This window comes from Streptomyces sp. NPDC101160, from assembly GCF_044768205.1.
GTDB lineage: Bacteria > Actinomycetota > Actinomycetes > Streptomycetales > Streptomycetaceae > Streptomyces.
In genome coordinates, this window is the sequence record NZ_JBIWPJ010000001.1 from 434122 (window position 1) to 459926 (window position 25805).

Annotated in this window: 20 protein-coding genes; 7 read left to right on the forward strand and 13 right to left on the reverse strand. The window is 73.8% G+C overall.

The features are described from left to right. Positions 1–262 precede the first annotated feature (262 nt). Together ACIRSU_RS01990 and ACIRSU_RS01995 are read left to right on the forward strand one after the other, a co-directional pair. Entirely contained in the window at positions 263–619 is a 357-nt protein-coding gene (locus ACIRSU_RS01990; RefSeq protein ID WP_403788190.1) for a DUF805 domain-containing protein, read from the forward strand. 270 nt (positions 620–889) lie between these two features. Continuing rightward, positions 890–2164 (forward strand): ATP-binding protein, encoded by a 1275-nt coding sequence (locus ACIRSU_RS01995; RefSeq protein WP_403788192.1) that lies wholly within the window; start codon positions 890–892, stop codon positions 2162–2164. Positions 2165–2316: 152 nt separating this feature from the next. On the opposite strand, the gene ACIRSU_RS02000 is transcribed toward ACIRSU_RS01995, so the two are convergent. Genes ACIRSU_RS02000 through ACIRSU_RS02010 form a run of 3 tightly spaced genes read right to left on the reverse strand, consistent with a single transcriptional unit; the run spans position 2317 to position 5542 of the window. Further along, positions 2317–2805, reverse strand: coding sequence for a GNAT family N-acetyltransferase (locus ACIRSU_RS02000; RefSeq protein ID WP_403788194.1), 489 nt, complete (start codon positions 2803–2805; stop codon positions 2317–2319). Positions 2806–2858: 53 nt separating this feature from the next. Next, on the reverse strand, positions 2859–4088 hold the full coding sequence (locus ACIRSU_RS02005) for a pyridoxal-phosphate dependent enzyme (RefSeq protein ID WP_403788196.1): 1230 nt from the start codon (positions 4086–4088) through the stop codon (positions 2859–2861). Then, positions 4085–5542 carry a hypothetical protein gene (locus ACIRSU_RS02010; protein ID WP_403788198.1) on the reverse strand — a complete coding sequence of 486 codons (1458 nt, stop codon included), beginning with the start codon at positions 5540–5542 and terminating at the stop codon, positions 4085–4087. Before ACIRSU_RS02010 ends, ACIRSU_RS02005 begins: the two co-directional genes overlap by 4 nt. A gap of 207 nt (positions 5543–5749) precedes the next feature. Between ACIRSU_RS02010 and ACIRSU_RS02015 the strand changes: the two genes are divergently transcribed. Beyond that, a complete protein-coding gene (locus ACIRSU_RS02015) occupies positions 5750–7207 on the forward strand; it encodes a PP2C family protein-serine/threonine phosphatase (RefSeq protein ID WP_403788200.1) in 1458 nt (485 codons plus the stop codon). A gap of 61 nt (positions 7208–7268) precedes the next feature. Here ACIRSU_RS02015 and ACIRSU_RS02020 read toward each other — a convergent pair whose 3' ends face one another. Beyond that, positions 7269–8759, reverse strand: a complete 1491-nt coding sequence (locus ACIRSU_RS02020) for a hypothetical protein (protein WP_403788202.1) — start codon at positions 8757–8759, stop codon at positions 7269–7271. A 237-nt stretch (positions 8760–8996) separates the two neighbouring features. On the opposite strand from ACIRSU_RS02020, the gene ACIRSU_RS02025 reads away from it, so the two are divergent. The 3 genes from ACIRSU_RS02025 (at position 8997) to ACIRSU_RS02035 (ending at position 14719) form a co-directional block, all read left to right on the forward strand. Further along, positions 8997–10127: an aminoglycoside phosphotransferase family protein gene (locus tag ACIRSU_RS02025; RefSeq protein WP_403788204.1), complete on the forward strand. Its 1131-nt coding sequence runs from the start codon at positions 8997–8999 to the stop codon at positions 10125–10127. Between the two features lie 265 nt (positions 10128–10392). Beyond that, positions 10393–12342 carry an N-acetylmuramoyl-L-alanine amidase gene (locus ACIRSU_RS02030; RefSeq protein ID WP_403788206.1) on the forward strand — a complete coding sequence of 650 codons (1950 nt, stop codon included), beginning with the start codon at positions 10393–10395 and terminating at the stop codon, positions 12340–12342. Between the two features lie 172 nt (positions 12343–12514). Beyond that, positions 12515–14719 carry a germacradienol/geosmin synthase gene (locus ACIRSU_RS02035; protein WP_403788208.1) on the forward strand — a complete coding sequence of 735 codons (2205 nt, stop codon included), beginning with the start codon at positions 12515–12517 and terminating at the stop codon, positions 14717–14719. Positions 14720–14769: 50 nt separating this feature from the next. Here the strand turns inward: ACIRSU_RS02035 and ACIRSU_RS02040 are convergent, their stop codons facing one another. The 9 genes from ACIRSU_RS02040 to ACIRSU_RS02080 form a co-directional block, all read right to left on the reverse strand. Beyond that, entirely contained in the window at positions 14770–15138 is a 369-nt protein-coding gene (locus ACIRSU_RS02040) for an RNA-binding S4 domain-containing protein (RefSeq protein ID WP_403788210.1), read from the reverse strand. Between the two features lie 16 nt (positions 15139–15154). Then, a complete protein-coding gene (locus ACIRSU_RS02045) occupies positions 15155–15655 on the reverse strand; it encodes a hypothetical protein (protein ID WP_389213830.1) in 501 nt (166 codons plus the stop codon). Between the two features lie 49 nt (positions 15656–15704). Further along, complete coding sequence (locus tag ACIRSU_RS02050; protein ID WP_403788212.1) at positions 15705–19025, reverse strand: ATP-binding protein; 3321 nt, start codon at positions 19023–19025, stop codon at positions 15705–15707. Positions 19026–19125: 100 nt separating this feature from the next. Continuing rightward, positions 19126–19548: an ACT domain-containing protein gene (locus tag ACIRSU_RS02055; RefSeq protein ID WP_403788214.1), complete on the reverse strand. Its 423-nt coding sequence runs from the start codon at positions 19546–19548 to the stop codon at positions 19126–19128. Next, a complete protein-coding gene (locus tag ACIRSU_RS02060; protein WP_403788216.1) occupies positions 19545–19811 on the reverse strand; it encodes a DUF397 domain-containing protein in 267 nt (88 codons plus the stop codon). Before ACIRSU_RS02060 ends, ACIRSU_RS02055 begins: the two co-directional genes overlap by 4 nt. Before the next feature lie 64 nt (positions 19812–19875). Next, positions 19876–21042: a thiolase domain-containing protein gene (locus ACIRSU_RS02065; RefSeq protein WP_403788218.1), complete on the reverse strand. Its 1167-nt coding sequence runs from the start codon at positions 21040–21042 to the stop codon at positions 19876–19878. Continuing rightward, entirely contained in the window at positions 21035–22096 is a 1062-nt protein-coding gene (locus tag ACIRSU_RS02070) for a thiolase domain-containing protein (RefSeq protein WP_403789373.1), read from the reverse strand. The genes ACIRSU_RS02065 and ACIRSU_RS02070 overlap by 8 nt, the downstream gene beginning before the upstream one ends. An 8-nt stretch (positions 22097–22104) precedes the next feature. Beyond that, positions 22105–23067, reverse strand: a complete 963-nt coding sequence (locus ACIRSU_RS02075) for a Zn-ribbon domain-containing OB-fold protein (protein WP_403788220.1) — start codon at positions 23065–23067, stop codon at positions 22105–22107. A 117-nt stretch (positions 23068–23184) separates the two neighbouring features. Then, entirely contained in the window at positions 23185–23988 is an 804-nt protein-coding gene (locus ACIRSU_RS02080; RefSeq protein WP_403788222.1) for a crotonase/enoyl-CoA hydratase family protein, read from the reverse strand. A gap of 171 nt (positions 23989–24159) precedes the next feature. Here ACIRSU_RS02080 and ACIRSU_RS02085 point away from each other — a divergent pair, with 171 nt between their 5' ends. Beyond that, on the forward strand, positions 24160–25791 hold the full coding sequence (locus ACIRSU_RS02085; RefSeq protein ID WP_403788224.1) for an acyl-CoA synthetase: 1632 nt from the start codon (positions 24160–24162) through the stop codon (positions 25789–25791). Positions 25792–25805: the final 14 nt, after the last annotated feature.

Here is a 25805-nt window from a genome sequence, read left to right on the forward strand (position 1 = left end):
CGTGCGTTGCCCTCTCCCCCGGGGGGCCGGGGGGCCCCACATGCCCACCGATCCGTCGTTAACGGCGTCACCCCCCCCCCCCCCCGGCGCCCCCCCCCGCCCCGGGCGCCCCGACGCCGTTCACTTTGGTCCCGTCCGTGCCTGTGAAAGGCCACTCTTCGGTAACTCATTGACCCCTCAGGTTTGAGCCACATAAGTTCTGCGTAAAGCTTGCTCCACAGGGACAGGCTCCCGCTCACACCACCAGTGCCTGGGGGGAAAAGTGAACTGGTACCTCGACGTTCTCAAGAAGTACGCGGTATTCACCGGCCGGGCGCGCCGCCAGGAATTCTGGATGTTCGCGCTGTTCAACATCATCGCGGCGATCATCGTCATGGTCATCGACATGGCGATAGGCAGCTACCCGCTGCTGTACACGATCTACGCCCTGGCGGTGCTCCTGCCCAGCCTCGGCGTGACCGTCCGCCGACTGCACGACACCGGGCGCTCCGGCTGGTGGATCCTGATCGACCTGATCCCGTTCGTCGGCGCCATCATCCTGATCGTCTTCCTCGCCACCGAGGGGGCTTCGCACGACAACGCCTACGGCCCGAACCCGAAGGCCGCCCCGGCGTACTGACGGCCCGCTCGTCGGCGGTCCCTCGCCGCCGGCCCGCTCGTCGAGACGCACGACCCCCGGAAGCAGCGCTTCCGGGGGTCGTCCCTTTGCACACGCGCCGCATAGAGCCGGTACGGAGCGTTTGACCGCCCCGCCTTGTGCACGGCGGCACAGGACCGCCCGGGCCCGCCCCGCCTAGCCTCGCCGACACCAGGCGCGACAGCACACAGGCACAGGCACAGGCACAGGCACAGGCACAGGCACAGGCAGCAACGAGGGGCGGTACCACCGGTGAACTGGCTCATTCACGACTACCGCGAGAGCGATCTCGCCGCCGTCGTCCATCTCATTGACACCACGGCCGAGCTCGGCCAGGAGTCGGTCTTCTCGCTCGCCGAGTGCATCGGCGCCCTGACCTCCCGCCAGCCGGCCGTCGTCGCCGTCCACCAGGGCGCGCCCATCGGTGCGGCGCTCGCCTGCGTCGCCGGGGAGCGGGCCTGGGTGATGCGGATCGCGATCTCGTCGGCGTGGCGCGGCCGGGGCCTGGCCAGCGCGCTCCTGATGGAGCTGGAACGGCGGCTCGTGGCGGCCCGGGTGGCCCGGATCGCGTACGTGCTGCCGGAGGAGGAGCTGCTCGGCGAGGGACTGCTGAACGCCGGCTACACCCGGCAGCCCGCCGTCGCCTACTTCGAGAAGGTCGAGCCGCTGCACGGCCCGGCCGCCGGTCTGCTCGACGACCTCGGCGGCCGGCTGCTGCCGACCGACCTGTGGGGCAAGGTCGCCGGCATGGAGCGGGAGAAGGACCTGATCGAACGGCGTGTCGTGCTGCCGCTGGCCGAGCCCGAGCGGGCCGCCCGGCATGGCGTCCGGCCGCCGCGCGCGATCGGTCTCTTCGGGCCGCCCGGCACCGGCAAGACGACCTTCGCCCGGGCCATCGCCTCCCGGCTCGGCTGGCCGTTCGTGGAGATCCTGCCGTCCCGCCTCGCCGATGAGGGCAACCTGGCGGCGGCGCTGCGCGCGGCCTTCGCCCGGATCGCCGAGCTGGACCGGGTGCTCGTCTTCATCGACGAGGTGGAGGAGATCGCGCCCGTGCGCGCCGAGCCGGTGCAGCCGGGCGGAATGCACGGCGTCACCAACGAACTCCTCAAGCTGATACCGGGGTTCAGGGAGCGGGACGAGCGGCTGCTGGTGTGCGCGACCAACTCGATCCGCTCGATCGACCCGGCGTTCCTGCGCCCGGGCCGCTTCGACTACCTCATCCCGATCGGTACGCCGGACAAGGCGGCCCGCGCCGCGATCTGGTCCCGCTACACCGACGCGCGCCCGGACGTCGACGTGGACGCACTGGTCGCCGCCAGCGATCTGTTCACCCCGGCGGACATCGAGCACGCGGCGCGGATCGCCGCGCAGAACTCCTTCGAGCGGGACCTGGTGGCCGTGCAGGCCACGGCGCCCGGCGCGAGCACGGCGGACTACCTGGACGCGATCGCGCAGTGCCGGCCGACCGTGACCACCGAGATGATCGAGCAGTTCGGCTCGGACATCACGACGCACGCCCGCTTCTGACCGCGTCCGCACCGGGCACGGCGGGCGGCCGGCTTCGGGCGGCCCGCCTCGGGCGGCCGGCGGACGGCTTCGGAGGGCCGGCTTCGGGCTGCCGGCTTCGGGCTGCGGCTTCGGGCTGCGGCTTCGGGCTGCCGGCTTCAGGCGGTGCGACTTCAGGCGGTGCGGCGGTAGAGCACCTGGTGGGCGTCCCACTCCGTGAACGACTCGGCGTGGGTCATCCCGACCGCCTCCAGGAGCCGGCGGGAGCGCGTGTTGGCCTCCTGGGTGACGGCGACGACACTCTGCGTGTCCTCGAGGGCCCGCGCCACGGCCGCGGCGACGGCCTCGCGCGCGTACCCCCGCCCCCAGTGCTCGGGCAGGAACTGGTACGACACCTCCGTCTCGCCGCCCCGCCCCGCCCGCTCGACCGTGACCAGGCCGAGCACGACACCGTCGGCCGCCCGCTCGACGGCGCGACAGTGCGGTGCGCCGACGATCCGCCGCTGCCGGATCCGCACGACCGACTCGGTCACGGGGCCGCCGAGGTGCCGCCGTACCTCCGGGTCGGTCCACAGCCGCGTCATCACCGGGAGGTCCCGGGTGCGCACGGGGCGGAGCACGAGCCGGTCGGTGATCAGCGGCGGTTCGGAGGGCGAGGGCATACCTCGATGATGACAGGCCCCTGGACCTCCCGGCGATTCGCCGCCGGACCCGGTCACTCCCCGGTGACCAGCGCCTTCACGTCCTCCCACGCCAGGTCCATGGGGGCGTGGGCGTCCCGGGCCGTGGCCGTGTCCTTGTATCCGCTGGAAGTGGCCACGCACACGACGGGACCGTCCTCGTCGGCCGGCTTGGGGCCGTGGGCGCGCAGGCCCGCGAGGCCGGCCGCTGCGGAGACTTCGTACCAGAGGCCCTGGGCCGCCAACTCGGCCTGAGCCTCGATCATCTGAGGATCCGTCACGGTACGGGCCTCGCCGCCGGTGGCGCGCAGGGCGACGACGCCGCGGTAGCCGCCGATCTCGCAGTCGATGGCGTACGCGGCGGTAGGCCCGGCCGGCACCCGGGCCGTGTCGGCGCCGCTGCGCATGGCCGTGGTGAGGGCTCCCGCGGCGGACGGCTCGGTGGCGTACACGCGCGGGACGGAGCCGGTGACGCCGAGGGGGGCCAGTTCCTGGAAGCCCTTGGCCACACCGTAGAGCAACTCGCCGTATCCGGTGGGGAGATGGACGGCGGCGGGGGCCCCGCCGAGGGCGAGGACGATCTCGTAGGCGATGGTCTTGTAACCCTCGGGCCCGAAGGGGTGGCCGGTGTGCGCGGTGTCGGTGACGCTGCTGACCGGCTGGTAGCCGAGTTCGGCGGTCATCCGGCGCATGAAGGGGCGTACGTCGGCCTGCGGGACGGTGAGCACGGTCGCGCCGTAGGCGCGCACATGGGAGGCGACGGCCGGCGGGGCGGACGGCGAGGTGAACACGACACACGGCAGGCCCGCCCGGGCGGCGTACGCGGCGGCCGACGCGCCGTGGTTGCCGGACGACGACACGACGATCCCGCGCGCGCCGGACGCGACGGCGGCGGACACGGCGACCCGGTTCAGACGGTCCTTGTGGCTCCAGGTGGGGTTGCGGGACTCGTCCTTGATCCAGACGCCGTCCGCGAGCTCCACCAGCGGCGTGTCGCCCTCGCCGAGCCCGGGTGCGACGAGTGGCGGAAGGAGCGGCGCCCAGCGCTCCAGGCCGTGCGCGGGCGGGCGGGTGAAGAGGTCGGCGGGGGCGCGGTCGTAGGCGTAGTCGATGTCGAGCGGGTACGCGGTGGCGTCGGTCGACGTGACGGGACAGCCGGCGGTGAGCGGCGGCCACAGCGGGTGGCGGACGTCCGGGTCGCGGAGCGAACGCTGGGCGGTGGCAAGGGAGTCGGTGGAGTACGTCACGTCGTCAAGGAGACTCATGTCCCCATCTTCCGCTGGAGCGCGGCGAGCGCACCGGCGTGTCGTCCTGGAACCCGGCGGCGCAGCTCGACGAGTGCCGGGCCGAGGGCGCGGGCCCGGGCCGGGTCCTTGATCTGCTCCCACTGGTGGTGCGCCCGGTCCACCGCCCCCTCGACATCCGGTTCGTCAGGTTCCTGCCGCAGCCCGAGCCGGGCCTGCGCGGCGGCGATCCACAGCTCGCAGCTCCGGGCCGGCTCCCCGGCGAGCCGCGCCAGATCCGCGCGTACCTCCACCCAGTGCAGCGCCTCTCCCGACCTGGGCCCGTACCGCCTGAGCGCCTCGCTCTCCCACGCGGCCGCCATCGCGGCGGCCTCCCCGTGCCGCCCGGCCATCGCCGCGGCCAGGATCGCCGGATGCGGGTCCACGTCGCCGCCGGGCGTGGGCGGCGCGTCGCCGGCCACGACCTCGGGCGCCCGCGACGGACGAGGCGGCACTGCCGCCGGGGCGGGGGCGGCGGGGGCGCTCGTACGGGGTGCGGCGGGCGGGTCGGTCGCGGGTCGCGACGCGCCGTACGCCCCCGGGGCGCTCTCCTGGGCCCGGGCGTGCGACGGCTCCACGTGTCCCGCCCGCTGCCCCGTCTGCCGGCCAGCCTCGGGTCCACTCTGCTGAGCAGCCTGCTGACCCGTGCGCTGCCCCGCATCGCGCCCTCCCTGCTGAACCGCCTGCTGCTGACCCTCCTGCTGACCCGTCTCCTGTCGTGGCACCGCCATGGCCCCGGGGCTCGCCGCCGCGCTCACCGGCGTGTCGGCCGCCCCGCCGCTCACGCCCAGGAGAATCGCCTCCTCCTGCCCCGCGGCCCGCGTCACCGCTCCGGCCTCCTCGTGCAGGGCGGCGAGCGCGGGGCGCGCGCCCGACCGCCACACCGAGGCGAAGTGGCGGAGGTAGTCGGGCGTGTTGAGCGCGCCGCGCCGCGGGAAGGGGGTGATCCGGGCGAAGAAGGCGACGGCCGGAGGGAGTTCGAGCGCGGCCGGTCCGGCGCCGGCCAGGCGCTCCCACAGCTCCGGGTCGGCGGACAGGTCCGCGACGACCGTGGTGGTGCCGGGGCGGCGGGGGGCGAGTTCGGTCGCGAGCCAGTGCCAGGGGAGGCCGGTGTAGCGGAGGGTCGCCGGGGTGCTGCGGGCGAGCGCGAGGTGCGGCAGGCGCTGGCGGCGGTCGAGTTGGAGCTGGCCCGCGAGGCAGAGGGTGAGCGGGCCGGGCGCGGCCGCGGCGGCGCGCAGCCGGGTGAGGACGGTCTGCGGGTCGAGGGGGTCCGCCAGTTCGACGACCGTGGCCGTGTGCGTACCGGTGAGCACCCCCGCGGGCACCGCCGCAAGCGCGGGCAGCACCGTCGCCGCGTCCATCGCCCGGCCCCGTCCGGCCGGCGCCGCCGCCAGCAGTACCGCCGTACCCACCGCGTTCACCTCGTTGCTCACCACCCCTGCACCGTAACGCGTGACCGCCTGGCCGAAATGCGGACGGGGTGTGTCCGGATCGCCGCTGGGCCTTTGGCACATGCCAGAAGCACCACCGTATCGAGTGTTGCCAAATCCCTTACGGCGTGTCCCGGGCTGTGCGAAAGTCTTACCCGGGCTTTCCTTCCAGACCTGGCCGTGCCACGTCGCCTGCCTGCATCGGAGTACGACATGCCGTCCCATCTGTCCGCGGACCGTCCGGCCCAGCCGCCCGAGCCGGGCACGGTGGACGCGCTCATCAAGCAGACGCGCCGGCTGCGCGGCGGAGTGGACGCGGTGCGCCGGGACGCGGTGGTGGACGAGGACGATCCGCGCAACCGCTGGCAGCGCGCCCTGTGCGATCTGGCCGTGCACCAACTGGACGACCTCGACGAGCACTTGGGCCAGCTGAAGGCCGGCCTGCCCGGCGATACGACGTCGGTCCTCGCGGACCCGTCCGGCGCCGCCGCCGCGTACGCCGAGCCGGCGGCCGCGCCCCGGCTCACCGGATCCCTCCTCTCCCGGGTCGGCAGCGCCGAGTGGGACCTGCTCACCGATGACGCGCACTGGTCCGAGGAGCTGTTCCAGATCTTCGGCCGGCCGCAGGAGAGCGGCCCGATGACGCTGGACGAGCTGCCGTCGATGGTGTTCGCGGAGGACCAGCCCGTCCTCCAGGCGATGGTGACCGACTGTCTGATCGACGGGAAGCCGATCGACGGCGAGTTCCGGATCGTCCGTACCGACGGGCGGGTCCGCACCGTGCACATGACCGGCGAGCCGGTCCTCGACGCCGACGGCTGCACCGCCTCCATGTGGGCGGTCTTACGGGACGTCAGCGAGCTGCGCCGCAGCGAGCGCGCGGTCCGGGAGACCCGGGACAGCCTCCAGCGCCACCGGCAGATCGAGCACACCGAGCGGCGGGTCGCGGTCGAGCTCCAGGAGGCCGTGCTGCCGCCCTGGCGCGGCTCGCTGCGCTTCGCCCACGACGGCCCGGCCCCGCTCGACGTGGCCGGGCTCTATCTGCCGGCCGCGACGACCGGGCTCATCGGCGGCGACTGGTACGACGCGCTGACGCTCCCGGACGGGGACGCGCTGCTCACGGTCGGCGACCTCACCGGGCACGGCGTCGCCGCGACCTCCTCGATGGCGATGCTGCTCGGCGCGCTGCGCGGCATGGCCGTGGCGGGGATCCGGCCGGGCGCCCTGATGGGACATCTGAACCAGCTCCTGGAGACCTCGGTCCAGCCCGCCCTCGGCAGCGCGCTGTGCTGCCGCTACGACCCCGCCGCGCAGACCCTCACCTGGTCCCAGGCCGGCCACCCCGCCCCGCTGCTGTTCCGGGACGGGACGGGGCACGCCCTGAGCCGCCCCGAGGGTGTGCTGCTCGGAGCGACGACCGGGGCGGTGTACGAGGAGGCCGAGACGCGGCTGCTCCCCGGCGACCTGCTCCTGCTGCACACCGACGGACTGACCCGCACCGGCGACGCCCTGGACGACACCGGTGCGGAGCGCCTGCTGGCCCTCGCCCCGCGCCTCGCCACGGCGCGCGACGCGCAGGACTGTGTCCGGTCGGTGGTGCGGGAGTTCGGCGAGGGTCCGCGCGAGGACGACGCCTGTGTGATGGTCGTACGGGTCGGGCGCGAGCGCTGATCAGCGGGCCGGCGGACGACCCGCCGGCCCTCCCCGTGAGCCGGCGAACCGGCCCCGTTCCTCACGCCTCCCCGGTCCGCGGCCGGTTCGCCGGCGCCTTCGGGAGCTCCGTCTCGATCTCCTCCCGCAGGTCCTCGATCTTGGTGTAGCCCGCGTACTGGCCGGTCAGCCGGTACATCTCGCGCAGCCGGACCCAGGTGCGGTGTGAGGAGGTGTCGCCCATGGAGACCAGCGCGAGCCGGGCGTAGCGGTCCGCCTGCTCGGGGTCGTCGGCGATGAAGCAGGCCGAGGCCAGCGAGATGTGGTCGAAGAGCTTCGACCGGTCGTGGCCGTTCTTGCGCAGTTCGAGGGCGAGCTTGGCGTGGCGCTGGGCCGGGACCGCGGCGGCCGGGTCGTGCTCGGCGAGGGTGCGGTAGGCGAGCGCCTGCATGCCGTGCAGGTCGGCCTTGTCGAAGTTCTGCATCCAGCTCGGCTTCTCCTCGCCCTGGTCGGAGACGAAGAGGTCCTCGGCCTCGCCCAGCGTGCGGCGCATGGCCTGGCCGCGGCCCATGGACGCCTGCGCCCATGCCTCGATGGTGTGGAACATGGCCTTGGTGCGGGGCAGCAGCCGCTCCCCGGCGCCGGAGGTGGCGAGCTTCATCAGGTCGAGCGCCTCGTCGGGCCGGCCGAGGTGGACCATCTGGCGGGCGGCGCGGGAGAGCGCCTCGCCCGCGCGCGGCCGGTCGCCGCCCTCGCGGGCCGCGTGCGCGGCGATGACGAAGTACTTCTGGGCGGTGGGTTCGAGGCCCACGTCGTGCGACATCCAGCCGGCGAGGACGGCCAGGTTGGCGGCCACGCCCCACAGTCTGCGCTGCAGGTGGTCGGGGTGGTGGTAGGCGAGCATGCCGCCCACCTCGTTGAGCTGGCCCACGACCGCCTTGCGCTGCAGGCCGCCGCCGCGGGAGGCGTCCCAGGCGCGGAACACCTCGACGGAGCGCTCCAGGGCATCGATCTCCTCCGACCCGACGGGGGCGGCCTCGTAGCGGTCGTACCCGGCGGGGTCGGCGTGGAGGGGATCGATGGCGCGGGGGGCGGCGCCGGCGCGTGCGGGGTCGGTGTGGAGCCAGTCGTGCATGGCGTTGGTGAGTACGGAGCCGGCGGCGAGTGCCGCGCCGGCGCCCACCAGGCCGCGTCGGTTGAGCATGAGGTCCATTCCCGTGAATTCGGTGAGGACCGCTGCCGTACGCTCGGGCGCCCAGGGCAGCCCGTCAGGGTTGTCGGTGTTCCTGACGTCCCGCCTCTTTCCGGCGCGCCCGTGTCGTACGAACCCGAGGTCCTCGATGGTCACGACACGGCCGAGTCGCTCGGTGAACAGCGCCGCCAGCACCCGGGGCACGGGATCGCGCGGGGTCTCCCCCATGTCGATCCAGCGCCGGACCCGTGAGGTGTCGGTCGCCAGCTGGGGGTGGCCCATGGCCGCCGCCTGCCGGTTCACGAGTCTCGCGAGTTCGCCCTTGGACCAGCCGGCCAGGCCGAAAAGGTCCGCCAGGCGGGTGTTGGTGTGTCCTGTCACGTCTAAGCCCCCAGGTTCTCGGCTGAGTTGACAGTAGCCCCCTGTCATAGGGCTGGCGACTATTCGCCAGGGTTCGCCAGGGTGCGCCCGATGTTCCGCCACCCGCGCCCGGGTGTCAGGTAGGAACGCGCCACCCCGCCCCGTCGACCGGCCCTCATTTTCCCCAGGGTGCGGTTCGGTCGGGCGGGCGGGGCGACGCACGCAACTCGTCGGCACACGAAGGGATCTGTCTCCTCCATGTACACAGCATCGTCCTCCGTGTCCGCCCCGCCCCGGCCGCTCTACCCCACCGTTCCGGCCGGTTCCGGACCGTACCTCGCGCCCGCTCCGACGCAGGGAGCGGCGCGGCCGAGGCGCTGGGCGGGCAGCACCGTCCAGCCGCCGAGCGGGAGAATCGATCTGTCCGGCCCCCAGGGCGCCCAGCTGCGCATGGCCATCGCGTCCGTCCACCGGATCTGCCCGGAGTTCAACCCGGTGCAGGTGCTGCGGCGCAGCGGACGCTCCGTACTGATCGTGGGCACGACCGGGCGGACGACCGCGGTCGCCAAGTGTTTACTGGACCACTCCCCCGCGTGGGTCGAGCGGTTCCGGCACGAGATAGCTTCTTACCGCTCCTTCGTCCGGCACCGTCCCCCGGTGCGCGCGCCGCGGCTGATCGCCGCGGACCCGGAGAACTGCACGCTGGTCATCGAGCGGATGCCGGGACGGGCGGCGGCGCTGACCCGCCACCCGGTCGAGGCGCCGCCCCGCGCGGACGTCCGGGCCGCGCTGGGCGCCGTGGCGCGGCTCAACGCCTGGCGGCCGCCGGCCGGGACGTTCGACGCGCCGCTCGACTACGGGGCGCGGATCGCCCGCTTCCACGAGCTCGGTCTGTTCACCGACCGGGACCGGGACGACCTGCAGAAGCTGCTGCACGGGCTCGCGCAGGCGGGCGGGCGGCAGGGCATGGGGCAGTTCTGTCACGGTGACGCCCTGCTCTCCAACATCCTGCTGTCGCCGGCCGGTCCGGTGCTCGTCGACTGGGAGCACGCAGGCTGGTACCTGCCGGGCTACGACCTGGCGACGCTGTGGGCGGTGCTCGGCGACGCGCCGCTCGCCCGGCGCCAGATCAGCCAGCTGGCGCAGCAGGCGGGGACGGCCTCGCGGGACGCGTTCCTGGTGAACCTGATGATCGTGCTGACCCGGGAGATCCGTACGTACGAGACGGCGGTGCAGCGCACGATCAGGGAGGCGCCGCCGGCCGGTTCGGTCCCGGTGCCGACGGGTGCGCTGGCGCCGGGCGAGGAGCAGCGGCTGCTGTTGCGGCGGCTGCACGACGACTGCGCCATGGCACGGCGGGCCGTGCGCGCGGCGGTCGGCACGCGCTGAGCGGGCCGGCGGACGGAGAACGGGGTGGCGCGCCGCGCGCCCGGTGCCGACACACCGGGGGCGCGGCGTTTCGTTTCGGGACGCAGGGCCCGTCCCCATTGGTCCACTCCACTGACGCGCCGCAGGCGGGCGCACCGTCTCCGGGAAACTGCCCTGACGTGGGAAATCGACGCGTCGGGCGGGTGATTGACGGATCGTCCGGGAGCCGCTACCCCTGTACGGGTTCGGTCCCGCACGCCCCCGCACCCCCTCCCTGGAGGCTGCCTTGCTCCGTTCCACGTCCCTCAGACGTGTCGCGCCCGCCGTCCTGCTCCTCCCCCTGTTGTCCGGCGCGCCCGCGGCCACCGGAACCGCCACCGCAGATCAGCCGGAAGCGGGTCTGCTCCAGCGGCAGTTCGCGGTGGCTGCCGAGCGCCACGGCGTGCCGCAGAGCGTGCTGCTCGCCGTGTCGTACCTCCAGTCGCGCTGGGACACGCACGGCGGCGCGCCGAGCGTGACCGGCGGCTACGGTCCGATGCACCTCACCGACGCGGTGACGGCGCTCGCCGAGGCGCCGCACCACGCCGACGGCACGGAGGACGCGCGTGGCGACGACGCGCGGGCGCCGCGGCTGCCGAAGCCCGCGCCGGAGCCGGAGCCGGGCGCGGCGCTGCCCGCGCGGCTGCGGACCCTCGAACAGGCCGCCGAGCTGACCGGCCGGCCGGCCGAGGAGCTGCGTACCAGCACGGCCGCGAACATCGACGGCGGTGCGGCGCTGCTCGCCGCGGTGCAGCGCGCCGCGGGCCTGCCGGCGAGCACCGACCCGGCCGACTGGTACGGGGCGGTGGCGCGCTACTCGGGCGCGGACGACTCGGCGACGGCGGCCACGTACGCGAACGACGTCTTCGACGTGATCCGCTCCGGCGAGTCGCGCACCACGGACAGCGGCCAGGAGGTCACCCTGGCGGCCGATCCGGACGTCGCCCCGGCCACCGGCCAGGTCGCGGCGCTCGGCCTGCGGGCGCCCGCGAAGGGCCCGGTGGAGTGCCCGGAGTCGGTGGCGTGCGAGTGGATCCCGGCGCCCTACGAGGAGTTCGGGGACGGCGACTACGGCAACCACGACAAGGCGGACCGCCCGGTCTCGCAGTCGGTGGACTACATCGTCATCCACGACACCGAGGGCAGCTGGGCCACCACCCTGAAGCTGGTGCAGGACCCGACGTACGTGTCCTGGCAGTACACCCTGCGCTCCTCGGACGGGCACGTCGCGCAGCACCTGGCGCTGAAGGACGTGGGCTGGCACGCGGGCAACTGGTTCCTGAACGCCAAGTCGGTGGGTCTGGAGCACGAAGGCTTCCTCACCTCGCCGGACTCCTGGTACACGGAGGCGATGTACCGCTCGTCGGCGCGCCTGGTGCGCTATCTGGCGAAACGGTACGGCATCCCGCTGGACCGGCAGCACGTCCTGGGCCACGACAACGTGCCGGGGCCGACCGCGGCGAGCGTCAGGGGCATGCACACGGACCCCGGCCCGTACTGGGACTGGGCGCACTACTTCCAGCTGCTGGGCCGGCCGATCACACCGAGCGCGGGCCCGGCCGCGGGTGTGGTGACGATCCGGCCGGACTACGCGTCCCACCAGCCGGTGTACACGGGGTGCGTGAAGGCCGGGGAGGCGTGCGCGCCGCACGGGAGCGGTGCGGTGCGCCTGCACACCTCCCCGAGCGCCGACGCGCCGCTGGTGAAGGACATCGGACTGCGGCCCGGCGGGCAGGATTCCACGACCGGGGTGAACGACACGGGCGCGCGGGCGTCCACCGGCCAGAGCTACGCGGTCGCCGAGCGGCAGGGCGACTGGACGGCGATCTGGTACCTGGGGCAGAAGGCGTGGTTCCACAACCCGAAGGAGGAGCCGACGGCGGTGAACGTGCGCGGTTCGGTGCTCACTCCGAAGGAGGGCCTGGCGTCGGTGCCGGTGTACGGGCGGGCGTATCCGGAGGCGGCGGCCTATCCGGCCGGGGTGCCGGTGCAGGCGGTGTCCCCGCTGCCGTACAAGCTGCTCGCCGGGCAGCGGTACGTGGTGGGCGGCCGCACGGCGGGCGAGTACCTCTACGCACCCACGTTCGATACTGCGGGCCACGCGGTCGTCCGCGGCCAGGAGGAGTACTACGAGATCCAGTTCGGCCATCGAGTGGCTTTTGTGAAGGCCGCTGACGTGCGGGTTTCCCAGGCCTGAGAGGGGCTGGCCGAAACCCTGCGGGTGTCGCCGGACCGTGGCGGGAACGCGGTCCGGACGGCACCCCATGACCGTTCGTATGACTATTCCGGTGTCCGCGTGGAGGCGAGGGTCGGCGGGTAATGCTCGGCCGGACGACCGCCCATCCCGCTCACCGAGAGGCCCTCCTCGCATGGCTCAGCCCTTCGTTCTGCCGGATTTCTATGTTCCTTATCCGGCGCGGCTCAATCCCCATGTGGAGGTGGCCCGGACGCACACGCGCGACTGGGCGCGCTCGATGGGGATGCTGGAGGGCTCCGGCGTCTGGGAGGAGGCCGACCTCCAGTCGCACGACTACGCGCTGCTCTGCTCCTACACCCATCCCGACTGCGACGCCGAGGTGTTGTCGCTGGTCACCGACTGGTACACGTGGGTCTTCTTCTTCGACGACCACTTCCTGGAGACCTTCAAGTACAGCGGGGACCGGGTCGGCGGCAAGGCGTATCTCGACCGGCTGCCGCTCTTCATGCCCGCCGATCCGGCGGCCGGGATGCCCGAGCCGACGAACCCGGTCGAGGCCGGGCTCGCCGACCTGTGGCGGCGGACCGTGCCGGCGATGTCGGAGGCGTGGCGGGTGCGGTTCGCCGAAGCGACCGAGCACCTGCTCCACGAGTCCCTGTGGGAGCTCGACAACATCAACGAGGGCCGCATCGCCAACCCCGTCGAGTACATCGAGATGCGCCGCAAGGTCGGCGGCGCGCCCTGGTCGGCCGGGCTCGTCGAGTACGCGGCGGGCGCCGAGGTGCCCGAGCAGGTGGCGTACTCCCGGCCGCTGCGCGTGCTGCGGGACTCCTTCTCCGACGCGGTCCATCTGCGCAACGACCTCTTCTCCTACCAGCGGGAGGTGGAGCAGGAGGGCGAGAACAGCAACGGGGTGCTGGTCCTGGAGAAGTTCCTCGGCTGTACGACGCAGGAGGCGGCGGACGCCGTCAACGACCTGCTGACCTCGCGGATCCAGCAGTTCGAGAACACGGCGCTGACCGAGGTGCCCGCGCTCTGCCTGGAGCAGGGCCTCGGCCCGGCGGAGGCCGCGGCCATCGCCGCGTACACCAAGGGGCTCCAGGACTGGCAGTCCGGCGGCCACGAGTGGCACATGCGCTCCAGCCGCTACATGAACGAGGGCCTGGTGACGGGCGGTTCGCCGTTCGACGGAGTGCTCGGCACCTCCGCCCGTGATGTGCGCACCCTGTTCGGCCGTCCGGCCGAGAGCCGGGCCCGCGCGCTCACCCACCGGCCGCACCAGAAGGTGGGCCCGTCGCTCCTGCCGGACTTCGACCTGCCGTACCCCCTGACGCTCAACCCGCACCATGCGGAGGCGGCGCGGCACACGGTGGACTGGGCCGAGCGCATGGGGCTCCTGGAGGACATCTGGGACCGGCCGATGGCGGAGGGCTTCGACCTCGCGCTCTGCTCGGCGGCCCTCGACCCGGACGCCACCGCCGAGGAGCTGAAGCTCAGCGCCGACTGGCTGACCTGGGGCACGTACGCGGACGACTACTACCCGATCGTGTTCGGGCGCCCCCGCAACCTCGTCGCCGCGAAGCGCCAGACCGACCGGCTCAAGTCCCTGGTGCCGCTGGGGAACCGCAGCGCCGGGACGGGCGTGGCGGGGGCGCTGAACCCACTGGAGCGCGCACTCGTCGATCTGTGGGCGCGCACGACGGGCCCGATGACCGAGACGGCCCGTGCCGAGCTGCGCACGGCCCTGGACGCCATGCTGGACAGCTGGCTGTGGGAGCTGCACAACACGGCCCAGCACCGGGTGCCCGACCCGGTCGACTACATCGAGATGCGCCGCAGCACCTTCGGCTCCGAGCTGACCATGCTGCTGTGCCGGCTGCGCCGCGACACGGCGCTGCCGCCGGAGCTCTTCCGTACGGGCACGGTGCGCGCCCTGGAGGGCTCGGTGATGGACTACGGGGCCATGGTCAACGACCTGTTCTCGTACCAGAAGGAGATCGAGGTCGAGGGCGAGCTGCACAACCTGATGCTCGTGGTGCAGAAGTTCTTCGACTGCGACTACCCGGCGGCGGTGTCGATGGTCGACGACCTGATGCGCGGCCGGCTGCGCCAGTACGAGCACCTGAAGAAGCACGAAGTGCCGCTGCTCTTCGAGGACTTCCGGCTCGACGCGGCGGGCCGGGCGGCCTTCCGGGCATATCTGCGGGAGCTGGAGGACTGGCTCGCCGGAGTCCTCAACTGGCACCAGAGCGTGCGCCGTTACGGGGCTGAGCACCTCCACTCGGGCGCCGGGACCTCGCTGGCGCGGCGCGGCCCGCAGGGTCTCGGCACGTCGGCGGCGCGGCTCGCGACGACGTACGGCTCGCTCGTGCCGTAGCGGCGACACGACAGCCCCCGGCGGAATGCCGGGGGCTGTCACACGGTGGGTTACGGGTGCAGGCCGCGCAGCCGGTCGAGCTCGCGGCGGTCGCGCTTGGTGGGCCGGCCGGCGCCGCGGTCGCGGACGGCGGCGACGGCGACCTCCTCGCGCGGCGGCGGGGGCGGGGAGTTGTCCACGTACGCCTCGGCGGCGACGGGCGGGCCGACCCGCTTGGTGTGCAGCTCCTTGATCTCGACGATCCGCTCCCGGCCGCCGTGGAAGATCCGCACCTCGTCGCCCGGCTTGACGGGCTGTGCGGGCTTGGCCCGCTCCCCGTTGACCTTGACGTGCCCGGCGCGGCAGGCCGCCGCGGCCTGGGACCGGGTCTTGGTGAGCCGGACGGCCCAGACCCAGCTGTCGACGCGCGCGCTGCTCATCGCCCCCGCCTCCCGGTCAGCCCTGCTGGAACAGCTCGGCGGGCAGCGGCTTGAGCAGGGCGTACAGGTCGTCGGTGATGGGCCGGTCCCAACTGACGATGGTCACCAGGACGTTGTCGCTGCGGTCGAACTGCACGCAGGAGATCCGGCTCTCGGAGAGCTTGAGGCGGCGCACGATGAGCAGGTTGTCGCCCTGCATCACGGGCACGTCCTCCCGGTCGACGACCTCGACCGGCTCGTCGTTCTCGAGGGCGGCGAGCATCTGCGCGACCTCGAAGGGGACCTGGCCCTCGCCGAGCTCACGCGCCGGGGAGCCCTCCGGCAGGTTGCCGATGATCATCGCGGGGCCGCGGCCGCCGAACAGGTCGTAGCGCAGGAACACGCCCTGGCAGCTGCCGTCGGGGGCCGGCAGGAGACCGGCGCCGAGATTGCCGGGCCAGTCCCCGGGGTCCATGGCCAGGACGTCGAAGTCCGGGCCCGCGGGTGTGGCGGCGCTGCGGCGGCGGAGGAAGGACATAACGCCATGGTACGTGTCCCGGCGCGCGGTGCGGCGCGCCGGGGCGGCGTCAGGCATGGACCGTCCCCAGGGCCCGGGCCAGGCCCGTCTGGTCGGTGCCGAGCTTGCGGTAGACGGCGGAGAGCAGGCGGGTGGCGGTGGCGCGGTCGACGCCGAGGACCGCGGCCGGGTCCTCGCCGCGGGCGGCCAGCTCGGCGGCGGTCCGCTCACGCGCGGTGAGCGTGTCGGTGCGGGCCGTCCGCAGCGTACGGGGGCGGAGTCCGGCGGCGGCGAGCTCGGCCCGGGCGTCCTCGACCAGGCCGTCGGCCCCGCAGCTCTGGGCGGTCTCCAGGCCCCGGTAGAGGTGCTCGGCGGCCTCCTCGGTGCGGCCGGCGCGGCGCAGCGCGATGCCGAGGGCGACGAGGGAGCGGGCCAGTTCGTACGCGGCGGGCGAGCGGTCGAGCCACTCGACGGACTCCTCCAGGAGCTTCACCCGGTCGGCGTCGCCGGAGACCTCGGCGGTGACGCGGAGCGCCTGGCCGATCGCGGAGGGCGCGCCGTACTGTCGGGCGCGGGCGACGGCCTCCTGGGCCGTCGCGAGGGCCCTCGACGAGGAGACGCCGTGCTGGGCGAGGGCGAGATGGAGCTGCCAGGGGCAGCACGACGGGTTGCGCTTGCCGCGCGGATCCAGCCGCCGGCCGACTTCGGACAGCGCGCCGAGGGCCTCCTCGGTGCGATCGGTGGCGAGGAGCAGTCCGGCGTGGACGGTCTCGCAGTCGGGGATGGTGACGGTGTTGGGGAAGGGGTCGCCGAAGTCGTGCTCGCGGGCGACCCGCTCGGCCTCCTCCGTGCGGCCCCGGGCGAGGAGGATCTCGATCATGACGCCGGTGGCGTACCACAGGGCCGGGGTGCGGGGTCCGACGCGCTCGGCGAGGCGGAGTCCGGCGCGGGCGAAGTCCTCGGCCTCCAGGAGCCGGCCGCGCCGGAAGCGGATGTAGCCGAGCAGCGTGTACGCGAAGGAGAGGTGGGCGCCGCGCCAGCCCCGCTTCTCGAACTCGGCGGTGCCGGCGGCGAACAGCTCCTCGGCGCGGCCGGGCCGGTCGGCGTAGAGGAAGGTGAGGGCGACGAGGACGGGGACCTCGAAGCCGCGGTTCTCGTCCGCCATGCTGAGGCCGCCTTCGAGGGCGCGCTCGGCGTAGCGGAGGGCGACGGAGGAGGGTTCGGCGCGCAGGGTGGCGTCCCAGGCGCGCAGCCCGATGACGTAGCGCTCGGTGAGGTCGCGGCCGGTGAGCCGGTCGGCGAGGGCGGCGAGGCGCCGGGAGCGGGCGGTCGATTCGGGTTCGTCGGCGCGCAGGGCGTCCCACATGAACTTCTCGGCCTGCATGCGCAGCCTGCTGCGGGCGTCGGTGGTGAGCCGGGTCTCGCGTTCGAGGAGCTCGGTGGCTTCGACGAGGCGGTCGCTGTGGGCGAGGACCTGCGCGAGGCGGTAGACGATGCCCTGCCGCAGCGCCGGGTCGGCGACCGGTTCCTCCAGGGCGGCACGGAGGTGGTTGACGGTGGTGGCGGGTTCGGTGAGGAGGGAGGCGCAGCCGAGTTCGAAGAGGACGGCGGCGCGCTCGTCGTGGTCCGGGGGTTCGCGCAGGGCGCGGGCGAGATAGCGGCGGGCGGTGTCGGGCGCGCCGGCCCGCAGGGTCTCGCCGGCGGCGGCGCGCAGGTGCTGCACGACCCAGGGGTCGCCCTCGGGATGGGTCTCGACGAGGTGGCGGGCGGCCGCGGTGGAGCCGAGTCCGGCGTCGACGACGCACCAGGCGGCCTGGCCGTGCAGGGCGACGCGGGTGGCGGCGGGGATCGCGTCGTAGACGGCGGTGGCGATGAGCGGGTGGACGAACTCCAGGGCGTCGCTCTCCGCGTCGACGGGCTCGGCGAGGACGCGCGCGCCGCGCAGCAGCGTGGCGCAGCGCGTGACCTCCTCGCTGCCGAGTCCGGCGACGGCACCGGCGAGCTGCGGAGAGATCTCGGTGCCGAGGACGGCGCAGGCCCAGGCGAGGCGGACGGTGGAGGTGCCGAGGCGCTCGATCTGGGCGATGAGTCCGCTGCCCTTGACGGCGGCGGCGAGGTCGCGCAGGGCGGGGGCGCGGTCGGCGACGGGTTCGAGGCCGCGGTCGCGGATCCTGACGGCGAGTTCGACGGCCTCGAAGGGGTTGCCGGAGGTGACGGCCCAGCATTCGTGGCAGAAGGCGTCGTCGGCGTGGGCGCCGACCCGGTCGCGGACGAGGCCGGCGATGGCGGTGGAGGTGAGCGGCTCCAGGCCGATGGGCCGCTGGCCGGACCGGCGCCCGGTGAACTCCTCGCCGGCCTCGGGGAGTTCGTCGGGCCGGTAGGCGACGACGAGCAGCATGGGCAGTTCCTCGGCGCGGGGTGAGAACGCGGAGAGCCAGCCGAGGGACTCGGGGTCGGCCCAGTGCGCGTCGTCGAGCACGACGACGAGCGGGGCGCGGCGGACGGCGAGGTGGGTGAGCACCCAGTCGAGCCCGTCGCGCAGGCCCTGCGGGTCCGGCGGGGCGCCCTCGGCGGCGGTGCACAGGCCGAGGGCGGGGCCGACGATGTCGTACCAGCCGCCGAGCCGCTCGCGCAGCTCGGTGCGGGAGGCGGCGGCGAGCTGCGGCTGGATCAGCTGCCGGGCGACGTGGAAGGCGACCCGCTGCTCCTGGTCGCCGCCGCGCGCGGAGAGCACCGTGCAGCCCTTGGCGGCGGCCCGGCGGCGGATCTCGGCGAGCAGGGTGGTCTTGCCGAGCCCGGCGGGCGCGGCGTACGCGAGGACGCCGCCGCGGCGCGGGGCGGCGCCGCCCCGTACGGGCACGCGGCCGGGGCCGGATCCGGGAACGAGCCGGAGAGCGCGGCCGGGACGCCCGGGGTGGTGGAGAGGCGTGAGGGCGGTGACGGGGTCTTCCGGGCGCCCGGCGCCGAAGGCGGGGGCCGACGGGTGCGCCGGAGCGGCAACGTCCGTGCGGGGCGTGCCGACGGGCCGGGCGGTGGCGCCGGGCTCGCGACCGGAGGTCGCGGCGGGGTCCGCTGGGTGCGCCGGAGCGGCACCGTCCGGGCGGGACGCGCCGTCGGGCCGGGCGGTGGCGCCGGGCTCGCGACCGGAGGTCGCGGCGGGGCCCGCGAGTCCGGGCCCGTCGGCGACCACGGATCCGGGAGCGGATTCGGCATCCGGTCCGGACGCGGATCCGGGAGCGGCGGCGTCGTGGTCCGGCGGGGACTGCCAGGCGGCGTCGGAGCCGAGCCCGACGAGCAGGTTCAACGCGTCCTCGGCTGCGGCGAGTTCCGCCTCGCGCTCGAAGAGGCCGAAGCCCCGGCCGGCGGGACCGCCGGTGTGCTGTGTTGCCATCGTCCGTCCACCCCCACGGTGGGGGCGCACGCCCGGCGCACAGGGGGGTGCACCGGGGCGGTGGCCCCGCGAAAGGCCCAGCGTACGCCGGGAGGCCAGGTCAGGGAGCAGCTTTGTGTGGGTTGTGTGAAAGGGCGTCGAGCACGGCCAAAGCCTGCTCCGCGCGGGCGTGTTCGACGAAGAGGTGATCATGGTGGTAGCCGGCGACGACGTTGCAGCTCAGGCCCGCGTCGGCGAGCGCCCCGGCGACGGCCGCGGTGAGTCCGACGGCGTCGAGCGCGGAGTGGACGCGCAGGGTGATCCAGGCGGCCACGTAGTCGTACGCCAGCGAGGCCGCGTCAGCCTCCTCCTGGCGTACGACCAGCGTCACACCCTCGGGCTCGGCGACGGTGACGACCGGCGTGAGGCCCGCGGGCAGCGAGCCCGGCGCGGCGTGCTCCAGCGTGGTGAAGACATAGCGGCCGGGGTTCTGTTCGGGCCGCATCCCGGCGAGCAGCCGGGCCAGGTCGCGCTCGGGCCTCACGTCAGGTCGAACTCCCCGTCGCGCGCGTTCACCACGAACGCGCGCCATTCCGCCGGGGTGAAGACGAGCGACGGCACCTCCGGCCGCCGTCCGTTGCGCATCGCGATGAAGCCCTCGACGAACGCGATCTCGACGTCCCCGACGCCCTGACTGCCGGAGCGCCATTCGGCGTGTGACAGGTCGAGTTCGGGCACGCTCCGGCCCGTGACCTCGCCCTCCCTGAAGGCGTGCCGACCGGTAAGGGTGCTGGTGCTGTCCGTCACGTCCCTGCTCCTCTCGCGCCGTGGGGCCTCAGCGTAGCGAGCGGCCGGGGGTGCGGACAGACCCTCATCCGGTGGGCGGCCGGTCGCCCACGACCCACATCGAGAAGAACTGCGCGCCCCCTCCGTACGCGTGTCCGAGCGCCGTGCGCGCCCCCTCGACCTGGTGTTCGCCGGCCTGTCCGCGGACCTGCAGCGCCGCCTCGGCGAAGCGGATCATGCCGGAGGCGCCGATGGGGTTGGTGGACAGGACGCCGCCGGAGGGGTTCACGGGCAGGTCGCCGCCGATCTCGGTGACGCCGGCCTCGGTGAGCTTCCAGCCCTCGCCCTCGGCGGCGAAGCCCAGGTTCTCCAGCCACATCGGCTCGTACCAGGAGAACGGCACGTACATCTCGACGGCGTCGATCTGGCGGCGCGGGTCGGTGATGCCGGCCTGCCGGTAGACGTCGGCGGCGCAGTCGCGGCCGGCCCGGGGCGAGACGAAGTCCTTTCCGGCGAAGAGGGTCGGCTCGCTGCGCATCGCCCCGCCGTGCACCCAGGCCGGCGGCCGGGGCGAACGGGCCGCGCCCGTCCGGTCGGTGAGGATCATCGCGCAGGCCCCGTCGGAGGACGGGCAGGTCTCGGAGTAGCGGATCGGGTCCCACAGCATCGGCGCCGACTGCACCTTCTCCAGGGTGATGTCGTGCTCGTGGAGATGGGCGTACGGGTTCTTCAGCGCGTTGCGGCGGTCCTTGTACGCGACGAGGGAGCCGATCGTGTCCGGCGCGCCGGTGCGCCGCATGTAGGCGCGCACGTGCGGCGCGAAGAAGCCGCCGGCGCCGGCGAGCAGCGGCTGCTGGAAGGGGACCGGCAGCGACAGGCCCCACATGGCGTTCGACTCGGACTGCTTCTCGAAGGCGAGGGTGAGGACGGTGCGGTGCACCCGGGCGGCCACCAGGTTGGCGGCGACGAGGGCGGTGGAGCCGCCGACCGAGCCCGCGGTGTGCACCCGGAGCATGGGCTTGCCGACGGCGCCGAGCGCGTCGGCGAGGTAGAGCTCCGGCATCATCACGCCCTCGAAGAAGTCGGGCGCCTTGCCGATGACGACGGCGTCGATGTCCGCCCAGGTCAACGCGGCGTCGTCGAGGGCCCTGCGGGCGGCCTCGCGGACGAGTCCGGCGATCGACACGTCCCGGCGGGCGGCGACGTGCTTGGTCTGCCCGATGCCGACGACGGCTACCGGCTCCTTACTCATGCGAGTCCCCTTCCAGGACGGCGACCAGGTTCTGCTGGAGGCAGGGCCCGGAGGTGGCGTGGGCGAGGGCGCGGTCGGAGGCGCCCCGGTGGATGCGGGCGGCGGCCTCGCCGAGCCGGATCAGTCCGGCGGCCATCACGGGGTTGGCGGCCAGGGCGCCGCCGGACGGGTTGACGCGGACGTCGTCGCCGAGGCCGAGCGCCTTGCGCAGGACGACCTCCTGGGAGGTGAAGGGCGCGTGGAGTTCGGCCGTGTCGATGGGCCGTGCGGCGGCCGGGTCGTAGGCGCCGGCGCGCTCGGCGGCGAGGCGGGTGGACGGCGAGTCGGTGAGGTCCCGCACGCCGAGGGCGTGCGCCTCGATGCGGTGGTCCATGCCGGTGATCCAGGCGGGCCGGGCGCACAGCTCCCGGGCCCGGTCGCCCGCCGCGAGGATGACGGCGGCGGCGCCGTCGCCGACCGGCGGGCAGTCGCCGGTGCGCAGCGGCGCCACGAGGTAGTCGCCCTGCGGGCGGGCCCCGGGCAGCTGGGCGTGCGGGTTGGCGGTGGCGTCCTGGCGGCTGCGGGTGGCGATCGCGGCGAGGCCGGACTCGTCCGTCTCGCCCGCGTCGATCAGGGCCCGGGCCTGGAGCGCGGCGAGGGCGACGGAGTCGGGCCACAGGGGCGCCGCGTAGTACGGGTCGAGCTGGCGGGTCAGCACGTCGCGCACGGAGCCGGGCGAGGACTTCCCGTAGGCGTACACGAGCGCGGTGTCGGCCTCGCCGGTGAGCAGCTTCACCCACGCCTCGTACAGCGCCCAGGCGCCGTCCGTCTCGACGTGCGACTCGGAGATCGGCGGCCAGGCGCCGACGCCGTCGAGGGCCATGGTGAAGGAGAAGGCGCGGCCGGCGAGGTAGTCGGAGGAGCCGGAGCAGGTGAAGCCGATGTCGGAGGTCTTCAGTCCGGTCTGCCGGAGCACCTCGTGGAGGACCGGCATCACCATCTCGACCTCGGAGAGGTCGTCGGTGCGGCGGGTGTGGTCGGTCTGGGCGAAGGCGACGATCGCCACGTCGCGGATGGCGGCGCTCACAGCAGCTCCTTGTACGTGTCGTAGTCGGCGTCCGGCTCGCCGCACGGGCGGTAGTGGTCCGGATAGCGGCCGCCCTCGGTCCACACCGGCTCGACCCGCAGGCCCATCCGGACCTGGTCGTACGGGATGCCCGCGATCCGGCCGTGCAGTGCGAGGCCGGCGCCGTCGAGGGCGATGTGGGCGTAGACGTACGGGACTTCGATGTCGAGGTTGCGCGCCTTGATGTTCACGATGCAGTACGTGGTCACCGTCCCGCGCGGCCCGACCTCGACCTTGTCGGTCGTCGCGACGCCGCAGGTGGGGCAGGCGCCGCGGGGCGGGACGTACACCTTGGCGCAGGACGGGCAGCGCTCGCCGACGGTGCGCCGGTCGGCGAGGGCGTGGAGATAGGCGCTCTGGGCGCGGCCGGGGGTGTAGGTGTAGTCGAGGCGGGCGGGCGCGACGATGCCGGTGACGGGTTCGGCGAACACGCCGTCGTGCGGGCGCGGTCGGGCCGGATTCTCCTCGGCGGCGCTCTCGTACGGCTCGAAGCAGGCGATGTCCGTGATGGCCCCGTGCCGCTCCTCGGCCCAGCGCACCCGGACCCGCATCCCGGTCCGCACGTCCTCGGGCCGGGGCGCGTCGAGCGCGTGCAGCAGCGCGGTGTCGGCGCCGTCGAGCCGTACGAGCACCCAGGCGAAGGGTGTCGTGAGCGGCTGCCCGGGCCGTGGCTCGCCGTTCCACGCCCAGGTGGTCACGGTCCCGGTGACCTCGACCTCGACCAGCTCCCGCAGCTCGGCCGCGGTCTCGGGGTCGTACTCGACGGGCGGCACGAGCACCCGCCCGGCCTCGGTGCGCACACCGAGGACGACGCGCTCGCGCAGCCCGGTGAGGAACGCGGACTGGACGGGCCCGAGGGAGCGGGTGAAGGGGAACTCGACGACGAGCGGGGCGCGGAGTGTTTCGGGGGCGGGGGGCATCAGGGCCTCCTGGAGTGGGCGGGTCCTCGAACGCCGGACGGGCGGGAAATCCAGCCCCGCCGGCGTTCGAGGCGCGGGGGTCCGGGGCGGAGCCCCGGTTCGGGAGGACGTGGTGGATCACGCGCGCCGGTACACCGGCGTCCGCTTCTCCGCGAACGCCTTCGCGCCCTCCTTCGCGTCCGCCGTCGCGAAGATCGGCCAGCCCCGCTTCAGTTCCGCCGCGAGGCCGCCCTCCTCCGTCATCTCGGCGGTCTCGTAGACGGACGCCTTGACGGCCTCGACGGCGAGCGGGCCGCAGGCGTTGATGCGGTCGGCGATCTCCAGCGCCGTGTCCAGCGCCTGGCCGTCGGGGACGACGCGGCCGACGAGGCCGATGCGGGCGGCCTCCTCCGCGGGGTACGGGCGGCCGGTGAGGAGCATTTCGAGGGCGTGGGTACGGGGGATCTGGCGCGGGAGGCGGACGGTGGAGCCGCCGATGGGGAAGAGGCCGCGGCGGACCTCGAAGAGGCCGAAGGTGGCGGAGGCGCCGGCGACGCGGATGTCGGTGCCCTGGAGGATCTCGGTGCCGCCGGCGACGCAGTGGCCCTCGACGGCGGCGATGACGGGTTTGCGCGGGCGGTGGTGGCGCAGCATCGCCTTCCAGTGGAGGTCGGGGTCGGCGGTCATGCGGTCGCGGTAGTGGTCGCCGGCCATGCCGTCCCCGGCCAGGGCCTTGAGGTCCATGCCGGCGCAGAAGGTGCCTCCGGCGCCGGTGAGGACGACGGAGCGGATGGTGTCGTCGGCGTCGGCGGCGAGCCACCCGTCGTAGAGGCCGACCAGCATCGGCAACGAGAGCGCGTTCCTTGCCTCGGGCCGGTTGAGGGTGAGGACGAGTGTGGCGCCCTCGCGCCGCACGGTGAGGTGTTCGGTGCCGTCGCTCATCGATGCGTCTCCCGTCGTCGCCATTTCTGGAACAGGTTGCAGGAGTCGCCAGGCCACTTCAATAGTTTTCTGACACATAGTCAGATTCTTCTGCGCGATCTCTTCCCCCTTCTCCCCATCGGCGCTCTAATGACCGACCGAGTCGCTGGCGGGCCAGGATCAGGAGGAACGGTGGAGTACAACCTTGCCGACCTGTTCGAATCGGTCGTCGACGTGGTCCCGGACCGCGAGGCGCTGGTCTACGTCGACCACCCCGGCACCGGCGCCGAGCGCCGGCTCACCTACGCCGGTCTCGACGCCGCCGCCAACCGGCTCGCGCACCACCTCGTCGACGCGGGCCTCACGCCCGGCGAACACCTCGGCCTGCACCTCTACAACGGGGTCGAGTACCTCCAGACCGTGCTGGCCTGCCTGAAGGCCCGGCTCGTACCGGTGAACGTCAACTACCGGTATGTGGAAGAGGAGTTGGTCTACCTCTACCGGGACGCCGATCTGGCCGCGCTCGTCTTCGACGGCGAGTTCACGGAGCGGGTGGCGGCCGCGCTGCCGCAGACGGAGAAGCTGCGGCACCTCGTGCGGGTGGGGACCCCGCCCGGGGACGCGCCGGATCTGGCCTGCGTGGAGTACGCGGACGCGGAGGCGGCCGGTTCGCCGGAGCGCGGTTTCGGGCCTCGTTCGGCCGACGACCTGTTCGTCATCTACACCGGCGGCACCACGGGCATGCCGAAGGGCGTGATGTGGCGCCAGGAGGACCTCTTCTTCGCCGGACTGTTCGGCGGGGACCCGAGTGGCGAGCCGGTCAAGCGCCCGGAGGAGCTGGCCGAGCGGGTCGCGACGGGCGGTGCGGGGCTCACCTTCTTCCCCACTCCCCCGCTGATGCACGGCACGTCCACGCTCACCTCGTTCATCGCCTTCAACTACGGGCAGCGCGTGGTGATCCACCGCAAGTACGTGCCCGAGGAGGTGCTGCGCACCATCGAGAAGGAGAAGGTGTCGAGCGTCTCGCTGGTCGGCGACGCGATGCTGCGGCCCCTCGTCGACGCCCTGCGCGGCCCGCTCAAGGGCACCGATCTCTCCTCGCTGTTCAGCGTGTCGTCCTCCGGGGCCATCATGTCGGACACCGTCCGCGAACAGTTCCAGGCACTCGTGCCGAACGTGCTGCTGCTCAACAACTTCGGCTCGTCCGAGTCCGGTTCCAACGGCCGGGCGACCGACGACTCCGGGCCCGCGAAGGGCTTCCGGCTGCACGTCAACGAGCGCACCCAGGTCGTCGACCCGGCCACGCACGAACCCGTCGCCGCAGGCGGGATCGGCCGGCTCGCGCAGCGCGGACACGTGCCGCTCGGCTACTACAACGACCCGGCGAAGACCGCCGAGACCTTCTTCCAGAAGGACGGCGAACGCTGGGTGCTGCTCGGCGACATGGCCACCGTCGACGAGGAGGGCATCGTCACGGTCCTCGGCCGCGGCTCGCAGTGCATCAACACCGGCGGCGAGAAGGTCTATCCGGAGGAGGTCGAGCAGGCGCTCAAGTCCCATCCGGACGTGTACGACGCGCTGGTCGCCGGCGTGCCCGACCCGAAGTGGGGCAGTCATGTGGCCGCTGTCGTCCAGCTCCGCGCCGGGGTCGCGCCCCTGGACCTGGCAGCCGTCCAGGCGCACTGCCGGACCCGGCTCGCCGGCTACAAGGTGCCGCGCCAGCTGGTGCTCACCGACCGGATCCAGCGCTCGCCCAGCGGCAAGGCGGACTACCGCTGGGCCCGGTCGGTGGCGGTGGAGGCGGACACGGGGGCGCGGGCCTGAAGCCCTCGGCCTCC

Coding starts and splice junctions, on each gene's coding strand:
- ACIRSU_RS02040 (WP_403788210.1), bottom strand. CDS start 15,138: ATGAGCAGCGCGCGCGTCGACAGCTGGGTCTGGGCCGTCCGGCTCACC.
- ACIRSU_RS02035 (WP_403788208.1), top strand. CDS start 12,515: ATGGCTCAGCCCTTCGTTCTGCCGGATTTCTATGTTCCTTATCCGGCG.
- ACIRSU_RS02015 (WP_403788200.1), top strand. CDS start 5,750: ATGCCGTCCCATCTGTCCGCGGACCGTCCGGCCCAGCCGCCCGAGCCG.
- ACIRSU_RS02025 (WP_403788204.1), top strand. CDS start 8,997: ATGTACACAGCATCGTCCTCCGTGTCCGCCCCGCCCCGGCCGCTCTAC.
- ACIRSU_RS02075 (WP_403788220.1), bottom strand. CDS start 23,067: ATGCCCCCCGCCCCCGAAACACTCCGCGCCCCGCTCGTCGTCGAGTTC.
- ACIRSU_RS02050 (WP_403788212.1), bottom strand. CDS start 19,025: ATGGCAACACAGCACACCGGCGGTCCCGCCGGCCGGGGCTTCGGCCTC.
- ACIRSU_RS02000 (WP_403788194.1), bottom strand. CDS start 2,805: ATGCCCTCGCCCTCCGAACCGCCGCTGATCACCGACCGGCTCGTGCTC.
- ACIRSU_RS02045 (WP_389213830.1), bottom strand. CDS start 15,655: ATGTCCTTCCTCCGCCGCCGCAGCGCCGCCACACCCGCGGGCCCGGAC.
- ACIRSU_RS02080 (WP_403788222.1), bottom strand. CDS start 23,988: ATGAGCGACGGCACCGAACACCTCACCGTGCGGCGCGAGGGCGCCACA.
- ACIRSU_RS02065 (WP_403788218.1), bottom strand. CDS start 21,042: ATGAGTAAGGAGCCGGTAGCCGTCGTCGGCATCGGGCAGACCAAGCAC.
- ACIRSU_RS02005 (WP_403788196.1), bottom strand. CDS start 4,088: ATGAGTCTCCTTGACGACGTGACGTACTCCACCGACTCCCTTGCCACC.